Raw genomic sequence first — 15,303 nt, 5'->3', positions numbered from 1 at the left:
TCAGGGCCTGCCGAACAGGACGCGGGCCTCTGCGGCCAGGACCACGGAGCCGACGATCAGGACTCCCGAGGCGGTCAACGGGGTGTCGTGCCCCTCGGACAGGGCGACGGCCTGAGCCACGCCCTCGCCGAGCTGCCGGCTCACGACGACACGGTCGGCGCCGTAGACCTCCCGGGCGATCTCGCCCAGGTCGTCGACGTCCATGGCCCGGGGCGAGTCGATGGGGACGCATACGACGGCATCGGTCACGGGCTCCAGGCCCGCCAGGATGCCCTCGGCATCCTTGTCCGCCATGACGCCCAGGACTGCAACGAGGTGCTGGAAGCCGAAGGCCTCCTCGATGGCCCCGGTGAGGGCCTCGATGCCGTGGGGGTTGTGTCCGGCATCGACCAGGACCGTGGGCGAGGAGCGCAGGACCTCCAGGCGGCCGGGACTGGTGACCGAGGCGAAACCATCCTCAACGATGCGGGCGGGCACCTGGCGGCCGCCGTGGATCGCCTCGGCGGCCGCCAGGGCCAGCAGGGCGTTGCGGGCCTGGTACTCCCCGTGCAGGGGGACGAAGACGTCCTCGTAGACGGCTGCGGCGGTGGCCAGCGTGACGAGCTGACCACCGACGGCGAGCTGGCGGTCGAGGACCCGCAGGACACCGGCCTCCGGCGAGGTGGGATCCTCCTCCGGATCGCACTCGCGGCGCACAACGGCCCGGTGCAAGGCTGCGGCCTGCTCGATCTCGGCAGCGGCGTCGGGGACCTGATGGGCGACGATGACGGTGGAGCCGTCCTTGATGATGCCGGCCTTCTCGTGAGCGATCTCGGTGATCGAGGAGCCCAGCCAACGCTCATGGTCGCGCCCGATGGGGGTAATGACGGCGACGTCGGAGCCGATGACGTTCGTGGCGTCCCATCGCCCGCCCAGGCCCACCTCGATGACGGCCACGTCGACGGGATAGTCGGCGAAGGCGGCCAGAGCCATGACGGCCAGGACCTCGAAGAAGGACAGGCGAGGCCCACCGGCGGCCTGGGAGCGCTCGTCGACCATGGCGATGTAAGGGGCCACGTCCTCCCAGGCGGCGATGAACCCTTCCTCACTGATCGGTTCACCGTCGAGGCTGATGCGCTCACGGATGGTGGCCAGATGCGGGGAGGTGAAGCGACCGGTGCGCATGCCGCCGGCGGCCAGAAGGCGCTCGGTCATACGGGCGGTGGAGGTCTTGCCGTTGGTGCCGGTGATGTGAACGGTACGGTAGGTGCGCTCGGGGTTGCCCAGGAGATCAAGGACGGCCTCGACCCGTTCCAGGGAGGGCTGGACCTGGTGCTCGGGAGCGCGCGCGAGAATCTCGGCCTCAACCTCGCGCATACGGGCAGAGACCTCGACGCCGCGGGCAGCGGCCTCCAGGTCTCGCAAGTGCTCGCCCTCGGAGTCGCCGGGAAGCCGGGGCTCCCAAGAGTCCCAGTCATCGGAGTCGTCGGCGTCGACCTCGGCAAGGAGCTCCTCGAGGCGGTCGGCGTCACCGCCGGGGATCATGTTGGCGGCGACGAGCTCACGCAGAGCCTCAAGGTCCTCACGGTCCTGAGCCTCGGCGTCGGCCTCCTGCCGAGCACCGGCCCCCTGAAGATCGGAGACGGAAACGCTCAGCCCCTCGGCCGGATCTGGGGCGCCCGCAGCCTCCAGGTAGGGCAGGAGATCAGGGTCGACACCGGTCTCACCGAAGACGGCGTCGACGACCTCCTCCCCCGTGGCACCCTCGGGGATGCCGAAGGCGGCGCCGGGACTGGTCTGCTTGGAGTCGTCGTCTGCGGGCACTGTGCCATCCTTTACTCGACGTGGCGGGCTGGACAGAGGCTCTCTCACGTGCTCCCGCCCCGCCCTAATCTAGCCGAGGCTCCAGGGCGGACCGCACCACTCCCCTGGACTCCCACCGGCCGACGTCCGACGGGATGACCGCTTGTCCAGCGCGCGTTGCGGCAGCGCAGGCCCCACACCTCTGGACACCCCCTGGACTCTCGCGATCCGAACGACCACGGAGTCGCCTGCCTCATTGACGCGTGAAGCCACGAACACAGACGCGCGCCTCCGTCACGATGAATGACAGGAAAATCATCTGAGCACAATCTCTCACAGCAGGACCCGGACATGCGCACAACAATTTCTCCTTAAATCTCTCTGAGCAGCCAACACGACTTATCACCCCCAACAATGCGAGTACCATGATCGTTGGATAAAAACTCGATGAATACATCCTAATTCTCGGTGAAATGTTTGAGGAATTCACCAGGGAACCTTATGGATATAGGGGTAGACACACCCCCCACATACCCGTCTAGGCTTTCTCCATGCGTTTGTCAGTGATTGGTTGCGGATATCTCGGCGCTGTTCACGCTGCGTCAATGGCGGAGCTTGGACATGATGTAGTGGGCGTGGACGTCGACGCTCGCAAGGTAAATCTTCTGAGCGACGGCAGGACCCCGTTCTTCGAGCCCGAGCTGGAAGGTCTTCTGGCTCGTAACGTGGAGGCCGGGCGCCTGACCTTCACACAGGACTTCTCCGCCATTGAGGGCGCTCAGGTTCATTTCATCGGCGTGGGTACCCCACAGTCCGAGTCGGGGGCGGCGGACATGACCTACGTCGACGCAGCCGTGACCTCCATGCTCCCCCACCTGGGGCACTGCACCAGTGGCCCCGAGGTTGTCGCCGGCAAGTCCACGGTGCCCGTTGGCACCGCATCACGTCTGGCCCGGCTGATCGAGCCGACCGGGGCGCTGCTGCTGTGGAATCCGGAGTTCCTGCGGGAGGGCTTCGCCGTTCAGGACACGCTGCGCCCGGATCGCATGGTCTACGGCCTGCCGGAGAATCCCGGTGCCGCTGCCAGCGCCCAGGAGACGATGGACGCGGTCTACGCACAGATCCTGGCCGCCGGCACTCCGCGCCTGGTCATGGACTACGCCACTGCCGAGCTGGTCAAGATCAGTGCGAACGCCTTCCTGGCCACGAAGATCTCCTTCATCAACGCCATGTCCCAGGTCTGCGACGCCGCGGGTGCCAACGTGACGGCTCTCGCCGAGGCGATCGGTATGGACGACCGTATCGGCCGCCGTTTCCTGCGGGCCGGTATCGGCTTCGGTGGGGGCTGCCTGCCTAAGGACATCCGCGCCTTCCAGGCCCGTGCCGGCGAGCTCGGCGTCGGCGACGCCCTGGCCTTCCTCGCAGAGGTTGATCGGGTCAACGACACCATGCGCGCAGGCGTCATCCGCACAGTTAAGGAGATCCTCGGTGAGCGCACGTCCGCAGCCACGGTGACGGTACTCGGGGCCGCCTTCAAACCGGACAGCGACGACATGCGCAACTCCCCCGCCCTGGATCTCGCCGTGGAGCTGTCGGGCATGGTCGAGCGAGTCGTCGTGCATGACCCGGCCGCCGGCCCGATCCTCACCGAGAGGACGAACCGTCCTTACGAGGTCGCCGCCTCCGCCCAGTCCGCCATGGAGGGAACCGACCTTGTCATCATCGGCACGGAGTGGCGCGAGTACCAGGATCTCGACCCCGCCCAGGCGGCCGGCCTGGTGCGTACCCGCTACGTCATTGATGGACGCAACTGCCTGGACGCGCAGGCCTGGAAGGCGGCCGGATGGAGCTACCGGGGTATCGGACGGCGGTGAGCAGGGTGGGGCGGCGCGAAGTCAGCGCCGCCCCACCCTGCGGGTTAGAGGTCCGGCCACCGCTCGAACGCTGCTGGTGAGAACCGTCATGTCGCTGGTCGCCAGGAGCGCCAGGCAGGCCCAGACTGCGGCGCTCAGCCATGAGCCGCCGTCGTAGGACGTGCCCACGGCCATGATGCTGAGCAGTGCGAGCTGGTAGGTGAGGCGAGGCCGGTCCATGGGCAGGTCGATGCGGTGCCTGAGATCTCGGGCCCGCACCACCAGGACGAGGGCGTAGGCCACCGCTCCGGCCAGACCTGCGCCCCACGGCCCCATGAAGGGCACAAGAGCCACACCGAGGATCACGTTGACCACTGCTCCCAGTGCGGTGGAGACCATGAGCATGCGACTGTTCATGAGAGCCTGGTAGAAGGTGCCGAAGAAGATGGTCATCACCCCGAAGGTCGCTGCCAGCATGAGCAGGGGGACGTAGCGCCACCCCTCGGCGAACTCGGCCTGGAGCATCACCCTGGAGATCGGCCGGTTCAAGGCGATGACCAGGCCCGCGGCCGTCAGAGTGGCCAGGGAGTAGCCCCGTAGAACGGAGCCGAAGAAGGCGCCGCGGTCGGGTGAGCTGATCTCTCGGGCGGTGGAGTACTGCCAGGCCTGCTGGAACACGGAAGCCACGATGTTGATGAGTGAGGGCATTTTGCTCGCTGCGGTGAAGAGCCCAGCGGCTGCCAGGCCGCTGCCCCACAGGACCACGTACCGGCCTGAGACGCTCACCAGCCACCACGACAGCAGGTTGGGAACGAGCGGTAGACTGTAGACGAGCATCCGGCGCAGCAGTTCACGATCGACCCGGAATGGAGCCAGGAGCCGGTACTCGGCCGACCCCAGGAAGGCGGCAATGCCACCCACCAGGTAGCCGATGGAGTAGGACCACAGGTAGCCCTCGATGCCCGCGTGTGCGTGGACGAGGAGCACGTAGGTGGCCACGACCATGGCGAGCGCATTGATGAGCCCGTAGACCACGAAACGGCACACGTGGCCCAACCCTCGGGCGAGCTGGGTGGTGGCCTTGAAGACGCACACCGAGCAGAACAGGACGAAGAAGGACACAGCGTGCTCCATGTCCCACAAGGCACTGCCCAGGGCACAGAGCGCCCCGGTACACACGATGCCGCCGCCCAGGACCACCAGGGAGCCGGCGAAGAGCTCGTCCTTGGGAACGTCGTCATCAATGGAGAAACGGTAGAGGGCCTCGACCACACCCAAGGAGAGCAGCGGCAGCACGATCTCGATCGCACTGTTGAGCAGCTCGGCCGTTCCGTACTCACCAGCCGTCAAGGCGGTCGTGTACAGGGGCATGAGCACCAGGGAGACCGCCTTGACCGCCAGACCCCCCAGAGCGAAGACCAGGGTGTTGCCCAGCAGGAGCCTCATGCGCCCCTTATGGCTTGCCGACACCGAACTGGGCCTTCCACTTCTCGATGAGGTCGAAGTCCAGGCCGTGGATCCTGGTGGGCCAGGAGGACTCGACCAGGTCGGCCAGATCGGTCTCGATGGAGTCGCGCTCCACCAGCGGCAGGGAGTAGTCCTTCGCCATCTCCCTCGCGCGGTAGTCGATGGCCACGATGATGGCGCGTCGTTTGCGCTGCAGGGCGAAAATGCCCCCGTGCAGGCGGTTCCCCACGTAGTCGACGCCTCGGTCGAGCACCTCCCGGAATCCCGCCAGGCTCGGCGTGACGATTTCGACGTCGTCGGCCGCTCCCAGCGACTGCAGGTAGTTCAGGTCGTCGATGGACTGGGGCCAGAAGTGCAATCGCGAGTAGCTCCTGCGCAGCACGTCGATCATCGCCCGGTCCTTGCGCGGGTTCGGGTGGTAGGAGGTGAGAGTGAAGACCACCTCGTCGCCCTTGGCGTGGGGAATGGTCTCGCAGTGCTCGGGGGTCAGTCCCCACAGGGTGGGGCAGCCGGTGTTCCAGGCCCGTAGCCCCACCCGCTCCAGGAGATGCTTGGTGCGCTCGTCCCGCACCGAGTGCACGACCTTGTGGGACAGCACCTTGCGGTAGAGGGCCCGTGTGTAGAGGTTGACCGATGAGGAGTTGGCCCCCGCACCCACGCCCAGACACACCGTTCCTGTGGCCATCCCGCAGTTGAGGTAGTTGATGTTCCACGTCGGCAGGGGCCGCAGCATATTCGTGTACAGGGCGTTGGTGCCGCACAGGAGCTTGATGTCAGCTCCTTTGAAGATGCCGAGCCGACGCTTGGACAGAAGATACTGTGCAGGCGTGTACATCGGGGTATGGGTGGCCAGGCGCATGACATAGTTCGAGGAGAACAGTTCGCGCCAGTTCATCTCAATGGATCGCCCAATGATCTCATCCCCCATATTGAGAGAACCAACGGATGTATCCAAAAGAAGAATACGCTTCATAATCTTCCCTTCTTGCATTGGCAAGATGCTTCAATTCGACCAGCCTGATCGGCTCGACAAGGATACGTTGTATCCAAAGATTGGCTCTCTCACAGACATCACGGAAAGACAACAGGGATCACCGCACTGTACAGTTAAGACAAAACACACCGGTGGACACAAAAGCAATTTCACAAGCGGGGCACTACATCGTTTCTTATCCCACAGAGTCGTTCCACCGTTCACATTCTGCGCGGGGATTCCCTGTCAGAGCCGGCGCAGCAGTCGCCCATTCCGACGTCCCAGGGACTCCGTCACAGCTCGAGCGCTGCTGGTGAGAACCGTCATGTCACTGGTTGCCAGCAGCCCCAGGCAGGTCCAGACCACGGCAGTCAGCCATAAGCCGCCGTCGAAGGACATGCACGCAGTGATACCGATGAGCAGCGCGAGCTGGTAGGTGAGGCGAGGGCGGTCTATGGGCAGGTTGATGCGGCGCCCAAGATCACATGCTCGCACCACCAGGACGAGCATGTAAGCCACCGCTCCGGCCAGACCTGCGCCCCACGGCCCCATGAACGGGACGAGAGCCACACCGAGGATCACGTTGACCACCGCCCCCAGCGCGGTGGAGGCCATGAGAACGCCGCTGTTCTTCAAGGCCTGGTAGAAGCTCTCGAAGAAGATGCTGATGACCCCGAAGGAGGCGACCAGCATGAGCAGGGGGACGTAGCGCCACCCCTCGGCGAACTCGGCCTGGAGCATCACCCTGGAGATCGGCCGGTTCAAGGCGATGACCAGCCCGGCGACCGTCAGGGTCGCCAGCGAGTAGCCCCTCATCACGATGCCGAAGAAGGCTCCACGGTCAGGAGAGCTGATCTCTCGGGCAGTCGAGTACTGCCAGGCCTGCTGGAACACGGAAGCCACGATGTTGACCAGCGCAGGCATCTTGCTCGCCGCCGTGAAGAGCCCAGCAGCCGCGACTCCGCTGCCCCACAGGACCACGTACCGGCCTGAGACGCTCACCAGCCACCACGACAGCAGATTAGGCACGAGCGGCAGACTGTAGACGAGCATCCGGCGCAGCAGTTCACGATCGACCCGGAAGGGCACCAGCAGCCGGTACTCGGCCGACCCCAGGAAGGCGGTAATGCCACCCACCAGGTAGCCGATGGTGAAGGACCACAGGTAGCCCTTCACACCCAAGTGTGCGTGGACCAGGAGCACGTAGGTGGCCACGACCATGGCGAGCGCATTGATGAGCCCGTAGACCACGAAACGGCGCACATGGCCCAGCCCACGGGCCAGTTGAGTGGTGGCCTTGAAGACGCACACCGAGCAGAACAGGACGAAGAAGGACACAGCGTGCTTGACGTCCCACACAGCGCCGGCCAGTGAGCACAGCACCCCAGCGCACACGACGCCCCCGCCCAGGACCACCAGGGAGCCGGCGAAGAGCTCGTCCTTGGGAACGTCGTCGTCAATGGAGAAACGGTAGAGGGCCTCGACCACGCCCGCCGACAGCAGCGGCAGCACGATCTCGATCGCACTGTTGAGCAGCTCAGCCGTTCCGTACTCACCAGCCGTCAAGGCGGTCGTGTACAACGGCATGAGCACCAGGGAGACCGCCTTGATCGCCAGACCCCCCAGGGCAAAGACCAGGGTGTTACCCAGCAAGAATGCGATGCGGTCCTTATAGTTCGCCGACACCGAACTGCACCTTCCACGTCGGGCTGGAGTCGCACCTCTCCCGCTGGCAGCCACCGCTCAGATCGCTGACATCGGTTCTACACGAACTCGCAGAATGGACAGATTCCATCACGGGATCCCTTTCTCAAAGACGGTTCGGTAGGGAAAGAGGTGGTACCACTCAGGGCGGTACAGGAAGAAGATCGTGGAGGCCGCGAAGGCGATGATCACCAGCAGGGCGCCGATGTAGGAGCGCTCAGGTCTCCGCCCCCGCACCGTGATGTTCACCAGGCCGACGACGAAGGGCATCGTCAGGTACATCTCGAGACGATCAACGAGGTTGAAGCCCAGCGACACCGTCACCATGGCGATGTCGGCAACGGCGAGTGCCAGGAGACTGCGGGTACGCCCGGAGGGGTCTTCCTCCACGGCGGCCGCCCAGCCGCAGGTGGCCGCCAGAAGCATGAGAAGGATGCGCACCACGATCAGCAGAACGGTGGCCGAGCGCACCCCGCCGTCGGCGTAGTCGGTGTTGAGATAGTGACCGTAGTAGGCGGAGGACGCCGCAAGGGAGTTCATCACCCAGCTCAGCGACAGCATGCTGGTCCCAATGAGGGTGCCCCATTTGAACCAGTCCCCGAAGGTGCTCAGCCGCATGGCGGAGACGAGGTAGACGATGAGTAGGAGCAGGGCGCTGACATGGAACTGGGAGGCGAGCACGATGAGCAGGACGTAGCGCAACAGCTTGCGTTCCATGAGCGCGGGAACGGCCAACAGGAAGATCGCCACCGCAACACTCTGTCGAGCGAAGAGCATGAAGTCGTAGAAGGCGGACATGCCGAAGGCGAGGAGGACCGCCAGGGAGTAGCTGGCGGCGTATCGCTTGATGAACAGGACCGCTGAGCCGTAGACGAACACCGAGATGATGAGCAGCAGGACGTTGAAGTCGTCCGTGATGCGGCTGACCAGGTAGTTGAGCAGGACGTAGCCGTACTCGAAGCGGCTGACGGTGAAGGCCTCCTGGAGGGAGGTCGTCGCCTTGATCGCCTCGAAGACGCGGTGGTACTCGATCGTGTCATTGCCGACGCTGACGGCTCGCAAGGAGGAGAAGGCCACGAAGGCCACGAAGGCCACGACCAGGATGGCCGGGGAGCCTCGCCGGTCAGCACGGCCTCTCAGCCCCAGGAGGGCCGCTGGCAGAAGAAAGGTGGCGAATAGCGCGTAGTGGATCCACATGCTCCGGCATCACCATTCCGCCAGCGCACGATAACGGTGCGCCAGCCGGTCGGCTTCATGAGTGATGTCGAAGCCTGCGGTGCGCGCGGCCGCCTCACCCTCCGCCCTGCGCCGCGGGTCTCGCCCGTGGTCGAGGGCCTCGTTGACACGCTGTGCCCACTGAGCCGCCGGCGTATCCAGTGGCAGGAAGGAGACCTCCCCGATCGCGACCTCCTCGGTCACCTCGTCGGAGCACACCAGTGGGAGCCCCGCGCACTGCGCCTCGACCCCCACCATCGGCAGCCCCTCGTAGAGAGAGGGAAGGAGGAACATGTCCATGGCCTGGTAAAGATCAGGAACGTCCTTGCGGTCCCCCAGGAACAGGACGCGGTCGCTCAGACCGCGCTCGGCCACCACTGCCTCGATGCCCGGTCGCAGCGGGCCGTCGCCAATGAGCATGAGACGGGCCTCGGGTCGCACACGGAGCAGCTCGGTGCACACGTCGATGAGGAACCGGTGGTTCTTCTGCTCATTGAACCGCCCCACATGGCCGACGACGGGCGCGTCTCCCAGCCCCAGCCCGGCGCGCACCTGGGCACGGACCGCCTCACGGAAGCGGTAGGTGGTCACGTCGATCGCGTTGGGGACCACCTCGAAGCGACCCGAGCCGAAGAGGAAGTCACCGGCCGCCCGTGAGCAGGCCAGGCGGGCATCGGAGTAGGCCCCGATATTGCGGCAGACGAGCCAGTTGCGCAGGCTGCGCAACCGGGAGTCGGAGTACGCCGTCGCATGTGAGTGGACGGCGAAGGCACGCACCCCGCGGCGATGGGCCACCGGGTAGAGGAAGCGCGACAGGATGGGGTCGTGCAGGTGCGCCACGGGGTACTGCCCCGCGTGCTGCTCCAGCAGCTGCCCCAGGGATGATCGGATGCGACCGATGCGGTTCCCGGCATCGATGACGTAGCAGCGCCCACCCAGTGACTCGATCTCCTCACGGTGGGTCTCGTCGGGTGTGGCGTAGCAGAAGAAGTCGAACACCACCTGCGAGCGGTCCATGTACCTGAGGTAGTTCATGAGCACGCTCATGACTCCGGAACGCCGCGAGATCGATGAGTTGATCTGCAGGACTCTCAGGGGCCCGTCCCCGGAGTCCTGCGGGGTCACAGACTGTTCCTGACTCATTGCCGGCCTCCCTCCGTCGGCCCCGGGCCGGTCCGGGGAACTGGTCGTCCTGTTAACGCTCGTCCTCATTTCACCTTGAGGGTCTTGATGAGGACCCACACGCCGATGTGGAAGACGGAGCGGGGGACGCTGAGATGCTCGATGTCGCGGTAGAGCGTCCAGTGGTACTTGACCAGGCTCCGCTTGTTGGCCGACACCGATCCCGAGCGGAGCCGGTACCTCATGAGCACGACCGGCATTCCCCAGATGTAGGGCTCGGTGCGGAGCATGCGCAGCCACAGGGCGTCGTCGTTGCGCTTCCTGATGTTGGGCACCTCGAACTTCCCCAGGCGCGCCACGTCGTACATGACGGTGGAGTTGCCCACCGGGCAGTCCAGGAGCAGGCGGTTGTAGCTGGTCCTGGCCGGGCTGCGCACGATCTTCCCGGTGGGAACGCCCTGCTCGTCGATCTGGGCGTAGGCGGTGCAGGACATGGCGACGCCGCGCGAGGTCATGAAGTCGATCTGGCGCCTGAGCTTGTCGGGGTGCCACAGATCGTCGGAGTCCAGGAAGGCCATGTAGCGCCCCTGCGCCAGCTCCATCGCCCGGTTGCGGGCCATGGCGGCACCGCTGTTGGTCTCCAGCCGCACGTACCGGATCCGGGGGTCGGCCTCGGCCAGCGCCCCGACCACATCGGCGGTGTCGTCGGTGGAGCAGTCGTCGACGACGAGCAGCTCCCAGCGGGGGTGGGTCTGGTCCTGGACGGTGGCGATGGTCTCGGCGATGAAGGCGCCACAGTTGTATGTCGGCATGATGACGGAGACCAGATCGGCATCCGGTTCGCGATCGTGCTTGGCACCTGCTGTCATGCTTGCTCCTTAGGTGTCGTCGTTGCGCGTCTCATGTGGCGACCGCCAACACGGTCCGGAGCGCGATCGACAGATCTCGCCCAATGCTGAAGTTCTGGACGTCGCGCAGGTTGAGGCGCATCTTGGCCGGCAGGACCTGGGTGAGGTAGGCGTCCTGGTCCGGCGGGGCGGCCGCCAGGATCTCGGCCTCATCCTTGAACTCGATGGAGGCCGTGGAGGTGACCCCGGCCGGCAGCAGCAAGGTGGCCCGCATCTGCGGGGTGTACTGGTTGACGTACTCGGGCACCTCCGGCCTGGTCCCCACGAAGCTCATCGTGCCGCGCAGGATGTCGATGAGCTGGCTGATCTCGTCGAGCCGGTACCGGCGCAGCACCGCACCGATCTTCGTGACCCGGGGGTCGTTCCCCCGGGTGATCTGGTCCCCCGGGTCGGCCGGCCGGTGTGTCATGGTGCGGAACTTGACGATCCGGAACTCGCGCCCGAACTGGGTGACCCGCCGTTGGCGGAAGAACACCGGTCCGGGCGAGTCCAGCTTGATGAGGGCCGCCAGGATGATGAAGAGCCACCCGAGCAGCACCATCAGGACCGTCGCTCCGACGACGTCGAGCAGGCGCTTGAGCCGCAGCTGGAGTCCGCGCCGGGACAGTGCCTCGTAGTAGGGGCGAACCTCATCGGTCCGCAGGGCGGCCGGCAGGTCCTCCCAGGGCGGCATCCTCATGATCGCCCCATCGCCGCGAGCGCCTCGAGCGCGCAGCTGATGACGTAGTCGACCTGCTCGTCGGTCAATGAGGTGTGCAGAGGCAGGCTCACCTCATTGGCGTAGAGGGTGTGGGCCCGTGGGAAGTCCTCGATGCTGAAGCCGAGGTTCCGGTAGGCGCTCAGCAGTGGCAGCGGCTTGTAGTGGACGTTGCAGGCCACGTCTGCGCGCGCCATGCGCTCGATGAACTCGTTGCGCTCATCCTCCCCCAGACCCGGCAGGTTCGCCAGGTAGAGGTGCCCGGAGGAGACGCTCCCGTCCTCGTAGTGCCGCAGCGACGTCACGCCCGCCGGCGCCAGGGCCTGGTCGTAGCGGGTGATGATCTGGCGCCGACGCTCGAGCATCGAGTCGTAGCGGGTCATCTGGGCCAGGCCGATCGCGGCGCACACGTCGGTCATGTTGCACTTGTAAGCGGGACTGACGACGTCGTACTCCCAGGCCCCCAGTCGGGTCTTGGACAGGGCGTCCTTGCTCTGCCCGTGCAGGGACAGCAGCATGTACTGGCGGTAGAGCTCATCGTCCAGGCCCAGCTCCGGCCTCCACGTGACGGCGCCGCCCTCCGCGGTGGTCAGGTTCTTCACGGCGTGGAAGCTGAAGGTGGTGAAGTCGGCGGCGCTGCCCGAGGGCGTGCCGTCGCGCCGGGCGCCGAAGCTGTGGGCGCCGTCGGCGACGAGGGCGACGCGCCCCAGTGCCTCCTGGACGGCCCCGGCCGGGGTGAAGAGGTGGCTGCGGCTGTCGACGACCGCGCGCAGGGCCGGGTAGTCGCACATGCGTCCGCCGATGTCGACCGGAATGACGGCCTTGGTCCGCGGGGTGATGGCGGACTCCAGGACACTGGGGTCCAGCCCGTAACCGCCGTCGGCCTCACCGGCGTCGACGAGAACCGGGGTGGCGCCCACGTGCACGACCGGGGAGGCCGAGGCCGTGTAGGTGTAGGCGGGGACGATGACCTCGTCCCCTGGACCGATGCCGAGGACTCGAAGGGTCAGCTCCAAGGAGGCGGTCGCGGAGTTCAGGCAGGCGGCCCGGGTGGTTCCACAGCGCTGCGCCACCTGCTTCTCCAGGGTCTTGGTGCGCGGCCCCGTGGTGATCCAGCCCGATCGCAGGGCATCCACCACTTCCTGGCACTCGGCATCGGTGATGTCCGGGGGTGAGAAATCGACACGCATCAGCCAGCTTTCCTCATTGTCGACGACGTACTCGTACTGTTTTCAAGACGTGGGTGGTAGGTGGGCACCGCACGAGCCAGCTCCCGTTTGATCTGCTCGCTTCCCTCGGACAGGCAGGCCATGAGCCGAGCGATCTTGTCCTCCACCTCCAGCCTGGTGGGCGGCGGTGCCGTGGAGACGAGGATCGATGTGTTCTCCGTGGGACGCAGTTCCTCGTCATGCATCTGCAGCTCCTCATAGAGCTTCTCGCCCGGGCGCAGCCCGGTGAAGGCCACCTCGATGTCACGCCCCACTCGCAGGCCCGAGAGCTTGATGAGGTTGACGGCCAGGTCGTAGATCCGCACGGGCTGCCCCATCTCCAGGATGAAGATCTCTCCGGCCTGAGCCATGGACCCGGCGGTGATGACCAGTTGGGCCGCCTCGGGGATCGTCATGAAGTAGCGGGTGATGTCCGGGTGGGTGACAGTCAGCGGCCCACCTGATCTGAGCTGGCGTCTGAACAGCGGGATGACCGAGCCGTGGCTGCCGAGCACGTTGCCGAAGCGCACGGCGGCGAAGACAGTGGTGCGACTCGTCTGGGCCAGGGCCTGGATCTCCAGCTCGCACAGTCGCTTGGTCGCCCCCATCACGTTGGTGGGGTTGACCGCCTTGTCGGTGGAGACCAGGATGCAGTGGCTGCAGCCGAGCTCCTCCGCCAGACGGCAGACGATCCAGGTGCCCAGCACGTTGTTCTCCACGGCCTCGCGGGCGTTGTCCTCCATGAGCGGCACGTGCTTGTGCGCCGCCGCGTGGAACACGACCTTGGGCCGGTACCGCTCGAAGCAGTCACGGACGATGCGCTCATTGGTCACCGAGCCGATGACGACCGAGAGCGTCACCCCCAGCTCGGTGGCCTTGGGCTGCATCTCGTGGAGCAGCTCGTAGGCCGTGTTCTCGTAGACGTCGAAGATGACGATCTGCTGCGGTCGGGCCTCGATGAGCTGGCGGACCAGCTCAGAGCCGATGGAGCCGCCGCCGCCAGTGACCAGGACGACCTGGCCGCGCACGTACCCCATCCCCGTGGAGTCGAAGGCGACCTCGTCACGGGTGAGCAGCTCGGAGATCTCGACTTCCCGCAGCGCGATCCGTCCGTCATCCTGCTGGGCCAGGTCCCGTACGTTCGGGAGGGTGAGGATTCTCAGGCCCGTCGTCAGGCAGATGGACAGGATGCGCTGACGCTCGGAGGCCAGGGCTGAGGGGCAGGCCAGGACGATCTGCTCGGCCTGGCACTCCTGGGCGATGCGGGGGATGTCGTCACACGAGCCGAGGACCTTGACGCCGTGGACGTGGCGACCGTGCTTGGTGACGTCGTCGTCGACAAGGGCCACCGGTTCTCCGCACATGTCCTCGTCCCCCAGGTGCATGCGCTTAATGGTCAGCGAGCCTGTCTGCCCGGCTCCGACGATGAGGGTGCGGGGGCGGGTGCCTCGCTCACCTGCTCGAGCGCTGCGCTGGGCGCGGCTGTGCCACAGCGCCCGGACGGCGAGGCGAGTTCCCGCGGTCATGATGACGAGCAGCGCCCAGGCCATGACGTAGGAACGCACCGACAGCCCACCATCGAAGGCCAGGGAGAAGAGGAGATCACCGCAGACCGAGCCGACGACGGTCGCGTAGAGAATCCTCAGCGCCTCCGCCATCGAGGCGTAGCGCCACAGACTGTTGTACATCTTGAAGGTGGCGAAGACTCCCACGTTGACGATCCCGAGCACGCCGATGGCCAGGAGGCCGCCGGTCGCGCCTGTGGCGGTCGCCCACTTCGTGGTCCCCCACGCCGCGCAGAACAGAGCCACATAGGTGGCCAGGAAATCGACGACCATCAGAGCGAGGGGCTCGAGCCGGCACAGGGAGGAGCCCGTCCTCAGCGCGCTGCAGTCCGACGGCTTCATGGGGGCGGAGCCCGGTGCCCTGGAACCGCCGGCGGTGGCTCCCCCCTGTTCTTCGAGGGATCGTGCGGGTAGCGGCACGCCAGGTTGGCGCGCCTCGGCCCTGCGCTCATCACGGCTTGCGACGCCGTGGGAGTTCTGACGTGCTTCAGGCATGAGTCGTCACGCTCCGCTGACTCAGCTGACAAGCAAGAGACACACCGCCTGAGAGTGAGGGACTCCGATCAAGCGTGCGACGCCGGTGGGAGCGACAGATTTCAAATGTCATCAGGGTTTCAATCTGCGGATGGGCGAACAGGTTTCACTGATTCGCGGGACGGACTTGGGGATGCAGCTCCTACTGTTGAACAGGAGGAAATGGTGCGGAAAACGGCAGACGGAACCTCATGGCACCATCAAGATCAACTTCCGTTTTTAATGATCAGCATCAATCTAACACCGAACACCACCGATTGGAATATTTCTGAGGA

11 protein-coding genes are annotated in these 15,303 nt (G+C 65.7%); 1 reads left to right on the top strand and 10 read right to left on the bottom strand.

The window, feature by feature from the left end:
- The gene (locus tag RIV12_RS04515) at positions 1 to 1,803 is read right to left on the bottom strand and encodes a bifunctional folylpolyglutamate synthase/dihydrofolate synthase (RefSeq protein WP_309322450.1); all 1,803 of its coding nucleotides are present in this window, start codon (positions 1,801 to 1,803) and stop codon (positions 1 to 3) included.
- Positions 1,804 to 2,333: 530 nt separating this feature from the next.
- Here RIV12_RS04515 and RIV12_RS04510 point away from each other — a divergent pair.
- Positions 2,334 to 3,656 carry a UDP-glucose dehydrogenase family protein gene (locus tag RIV12_RS04510; RefSeq protein WP_309322448.1) on the top strand — a complete coding sequence of 441 codons (1,323 nt, stop codon included), beginning with the start codon at positions 2,334 to 2,336 and terminating at the stop codon, positions 3,654 to 3,656.
- 21 nt (positions 3,657 to 3,677) lie between these two features.
- On the opposite strand, the gene RIV12_RS04505 is transcribed toward RIV12_RS04510, so the two are convergent.
- The 9 genes from RIV12_RS04505 to RIV12_RS04465 form a co-directional block, all read right to left on the bottom strand.
- On the bottom strand, positions 3,678 to 5,081 hold the full coding sequence (locus RIV12_RS04505) for a lipopolysaccharide biosynthesis protein (RefSeq protein ID WP_309322477.1): 1,404 nt from the start codon (positions 5,079 to 5,081) through the stop codon (positions 3,678 to 3,680).
- A 7-nt stretch (positions 5,082 to 5,088) separates the two neighbouring features.
- Positions 5,089 to 6,030 (bottom strand): polysaccharide pyruvyl transferase family protein, encoded by a 942-nt coding sequence (locus RIV12_RS04500; protein ID WP_309322446.1) that lies wholly within the window; start codon positions 6,028 to 6,030, stop codon positions 5,089 to 5,091.
- Positions 6,031 to 6,321: 291 nt separating this feature from the next.
- Positions 6,322 to 7,761, bottom strand: a complete 1,440-nt coding sequence (locus tag RIV12_RS04495) for a lipopolysaccharide biosynthesis protein (RefSeq protein WP_309322444.1) — start codon at positions 7,759 to 7,761, stop codon at positions 6,322 to 6,324.
- A 108-nt stretch (positions 7,762 to 7,869) separates the two neighbouring features.
- The gene (locus tag RIV12_RS04490; protein ID WP_309322442.1) at positions 7,870 to 8,976 is read right to left on the bottom strand and encodes an EpsG family protein; all 1,107 of its coding nucleotides are present in this window, start codon (positions 8,974 to 8,976) and stop codon (positions 7,870 to 7,872) included.
- 9 nt (positions 8,977 to 8,985) lie between these two features.
- Positions 8,986 to 10,137: a glycosyltransferase family 1 protein gene (locus tag RIV12_RS04485; protein WP_309322440.1), complete on the bottom strand. Its 1,152-nt coding sequence runs from the start codon at positions 10,135 to 10,137 to the stop codon at positions 8,986 to 8,988.
- A gap of 65 nt (positions 10,138 to 10,202) precedes the next feature.
- Complete coding sequence (locus tag RIV12_RS04480) at positions 10,203 to 10,985, bottom strand: glycosyltransferase family 2 protein (protein WP_309322438.1); 783 nt, start codon at positions 10,983 to 10,985, stop codon at positions 10,203 to 10,205.
- 31 nt (positions 10,986 to 11,016) lie between these two features.
- Positions 11,017 to 11,703 carry a sugar transferase gene (locus RIV12_RS04475; protein ID WP_309322436.1) on the bottom strand — a complete coding sequence of 229 codons (687 nt, stop codon included), beginning with the start codon at positions 11,701 to 11,703 and terminating at the stop codon, positions 11,017 to 11,019.
- Positions 11,700 to 12,911, bottom strand: a complete 1,212-nt coding sequence (locus tag RIV12_RS04470) for a DegT/DnrJ/EryC1/StrS family aminotransferase (protein ID WP_309322434.1) — start codon at positions 12,909 to 12,911, stop codon at positions 11,700 to 11,702. The genes RIV12_RS04475 and RIV12_RS04470 overlap by 4 nt, the downstream gene beginning before the upstream one ends.
- Positions 12,911 to 14,989 (bottom strand): polysaccharide biosynthesis protein, encoded by a 2,079-nt coding sequence (locus tag RIV12_RS04465; protein ID WP_309322432.1) that lies wholly within the window; start codon positions 14,987 to 14,989, stop codon positions 12,911 to 12,913. The genes RIV12_RS04470 and RIV12_RS04465 overlap by 1 nt, the downstream gene beginning before the upstream one ends.
- Positions 14,990 to 15,303 lie beyond the last annotated feature (314 nt).

The sequence above is a fragment of the Actinomyces stomatis genome (assembly GCF_031292835.1).
Lineage (GTDB): Bacteria > Actinomycetota > Actinomycetes > Actinomycetales > Actinomycetaceae > Actinomyces > Actinomyces stomatis.
Note: the sequence above shows the minus strand (reverse complement) of the source record. Positions and strands in the feature narration are given on the sequence as shown.